This window comes from Pseudomonas meliae, assembly GCF_001400515.1.
In the GTDB taxonomy this organism is placed as follows: domain Bacteria; phylum Pseudomonadota; class Gammaproteobacteria; order Pseudomonadales; family Pseudomonadaceae; genus Aquipseudomonas; species Aquipseudomonas amygdali.
This window is the reverse complement of sequence record NZ_LJQT01000384.1, coordinates 1,043-3,896: the sequence shown is the minus strand read 5'-3', so window position 1 is coordinate 3,896 and position 2,854 is coordinate 1,043. Positions and strand designations below refer to the sequence as shown.

4 protein-coding genes and 1 pseudogene are annotated in these 2,854 nt (G+C 58.5%); 2 read left to right on the top strand and 3 right to left on the bottom strand.

All coding sequences use genetic code 11. The features are described 5' to 3' along the window. Positions 1 to 562 (top strand): type VI immunity family protein (locus ALO64_RS17985; protein WP_157058672.1); only part of this gene is annotated, 562 nt, incomplete at its 5' end. A 14-nt stretch (positions 563 to 576) separates the two neighbouring features. On the opposite strand, the gene ALO64_RS17980 is transcribed toward ALO64_RS17985, so the two are convergent. Further along, on the bottom strand, positions 577 to 2,079 hold the full coding sequence (locus tag ALO64_RS17980) for an MDR family MFS transporter (protein WP_408002916.1): 1,503 nt from the start codon (positions 2,077 to 2,079) through the stop codon (positions 577 to 579). Positions 2,080 to 2,188: 109 nt separating this feature from the next. Further along, a complete protein-coding gene (locus ALO64_RS25730; protein WP_004664028.1) occupies positions 2,189 to 2,359 on the bottom strand; it encodes a hypothetical protein in 171 nt (56 codons plus the stop codon). A gap of 165 nt (positions 2,360 to 2,524) precedes the next feature. Here ALO64_RS25730 and ALO64_RS17975 point away from each other — a divergent pair, with 165 nt between their 5' ends. Next, entirely contained in the window at positions 2,525 to 2,764 is a 240-nt protein-coding gene (locus tag ALO64_RS17975) for a hypothetical protein (RefSeq protein WP_002554955.1), read from the top strand. Here the strand turns inward: ALO64_RS17975 and ALO64_RS26420 are convergent. Continuing rightward, a pseudogene (locus tag ALO64_RS26420) lies at positions 2,765 to 2,854 on the bottom strand (flavin reductase family protein); the annotation flags it as partial.

Genomic DNA, 2,854 nt, shown 5'->3' with positions numbered 1-2,854 from the left:
CTTGATCGGAGAATCCATAGGGTTGATGGTCGATCCCGGTCCGCACATTGAAAGCCTGCGTTTGCTGGACCGTATAAAGGGCGTCAGTTGGTACACGGTGCTGGGCGAAGGGTTTGTCAGGCAGCTGGGAGGGAGCGACAGATTGCGGGGCGAGATGAGCGCGCACAGCGACATCGTGTTCCATAGCTATCGCAACGGGTTGATCATTCGGGCGGGTGCGGTGCCTGAATTGGGTGGTCGAGGCCTGCCACCGCCGCAACCCTATGTGACGGTCAACCGGATGATCAAACCGGTTCGCCTGCAGGACACCGGCAACCTTCATCCCTACCTTGCTCCCGGTATCGGCTTTACCGAGGAAACCACTGCGCAATGGTATGCGCGATTTGATGAAAAACCGCTGCCGCCAGTTGATGCGGGGCAGGCATGCCCTCGATCAGGCTGCTGGTTCAGCAGCGCACAGTTTGGCTCTCGTCGACATTTCGACGAAGGTGAACTCATGCCGGCGTTCAACCATATAAAAAGCAAGAAAACCCAGTGGTTTTGGGCCGGCATGCCTTCCTGATTCAGCGCGTCGAGCTAATCCCGGCCCCGCAATAGCGTATTGGGCATTGCTACTGCTGCGGCAAGGCCGAGCAGCGAAATGGCCGCACTGGTGATCAGCAGGTTTCTGAAGGTCAGCGCCAGTTCGGCTCGCAGTGTTTCCAGTGCCGGTCCGGTTGCTGCATTAAGGCTGTCGAGCAGGACATTACCGGAGCTGCCTTCGCCACCCAGTGCTCCCGAGCCGAGCAGGCCGACACCGGTATGCTGCAACATAGCCAGTAGCAGCGCCGACATCAATGCCACGCCTACTGCACCCCCCAGCGAGCGGAACAGATTGGTTGTGCTGGTGGCCACGCCCATATCCCTTGGCTGAACCGAGTTTTGGGTGCCGACCAATGAGGTGGGGAACTGCATGCCGGTAAGGACCATGAACAGGCTCATCGCTATCAGCGATTGGGGAGGCGTAAAGGCCATGCCCAGAATCGCGATGGGCATCAGCAACGCCCCGGTCAGAATAAGCGGTTTGTAGCGCCCGGTTTGCGCGGTGCGTCGCCCGGCGAAATAGGCACCCATCGGCATGCCGATCGCCAGCGGAAGCAGGTGCAGGGCGGCACTGTCTGCACCGCCACCGGTGACGGTCTGGTAACGCAACGGCATCAGGACAATCAGGGAAATAGCCTGAAAACTGGTAAAGAACACCGTGCACCAGCAAAGCATGGCACTTTTATTGGTGAACAGGTGCATGGGCAACAGGGGCTCGGCGGCACGGCGTTCGTACCAGACGAAAATGCCCAGCGTCAGCAGGGCGGTGCCCAGTAACAACTGAACCTCGAAATCGCCCAGACCATGCCCCTGCCCAATTTCGGTAATTCCCAGCAGCAGCGCGGTCAGGCCGATGATCATCAGCACCGTACCCAGGTAGTCGATAATCGGTTTGCGCTGCGGCACTGGCAGGCCGACCAGGGTTCGATATGCGACGATCAGCGCGGCTGCTCCCAAGGGCAGATTAATCAGGAACACCCAGCGCCAGGACAGGTATTCGGTCATCAAGCCGCCCAAGACCGGGCCTGCGACGCTGGCCACGGCGTACATGCTGCTGAAGTAGCCTTGGTAGCGGCCCCGCTCACGAGGCGGAACAATGTCGGCGATGATTGCCTGGCTTACCGAAACCATACCGCCTGCACCGATGCCTTGAAGGACGCGCGCCAGCACCAGTTGTTCCATGCTCTGCGCCATGCCACAGAACAGCGAGGCGAGGGTGAAAAGCCCCAAGCCGAACAGCATCAGTTTACGCCGTCCGTAAAGATCGCCCAGCTTGCCGTAGATCGGCACTGCAACGGTCAGTGAAACCATATACGCGGAAATGACCCACGCCAGCAGATCGATGTCCCTGAACTGGGCGGAAATGGCAGGCATCGAAACAGCAACGATGGTCTGATCCAGAGCGCTGAGCAATACCGCCATCATCAACGCGAACAGAATGCTGCGAATGGCCGGAGGCGTTTGAGTAAGACTGGTCAAGGCAAAACCTGATGGCAGTGTTGACCCGCCGCAAGTGAGGCGGGAAAGTCTGACCAGTCTAATCCGATAGCTTGCTAATCGATAGCTGCCTTTGCTGAACGATGACGCAATTCACGCTACACAAGCGTCATCGCAAGGCGCTGAAGGTTGCGTCGGTCGGCACGCAATGGCCAAACGTGCAACTGGCGACCTGTGGGGCCTGACGAGCCAGCTCGTTACGATAGGCCCCTGCGGTGTATACCGCCAGGACCGCTAGAGCACCGACGACAACCATGCATTTTCTTGTTCTGACTTTCATGACGCACTCCTTACCTCGGCTACAGAGCAGTTTGAAAGAACTGATTAAAGTGTAGGACAAGGTTGGAGTTTGCGTCGGTAGTCATCATCTGCGTTTGCTGCGTGACGAATGCCCTGGAAGACGCGTTAGAATTCGCGCTTTGATTTATGAGAAGGGTTCATACGCATGGCACGCAAGGAATACAACGGGTTTGAAGTGGTGTCGGCAGTCATTCCTTCCGAGCAGGGGTACAACGCGGCAATTGCCATCAAGGCGCTGGGTGCAGGCGGAGCGCCGCGCTTTCATGCGCTGCTGCCGGATCAGAAATTCAAGACCGCCGATGATGCCGACCTGGCCGCTGTACAGGAGCTGCAGCGGCTGATCGACATTGATGCCGAGGGCGAGCCTGTATGGGGCGATTCCTGATCAGGCGCCTGGGCGAAACATCTTGAACAGCGCTTCCGGCCCAAGCTGGAAGTAATCTGCAGGACCGCCGCCACGCAGGATCGGCTCGGC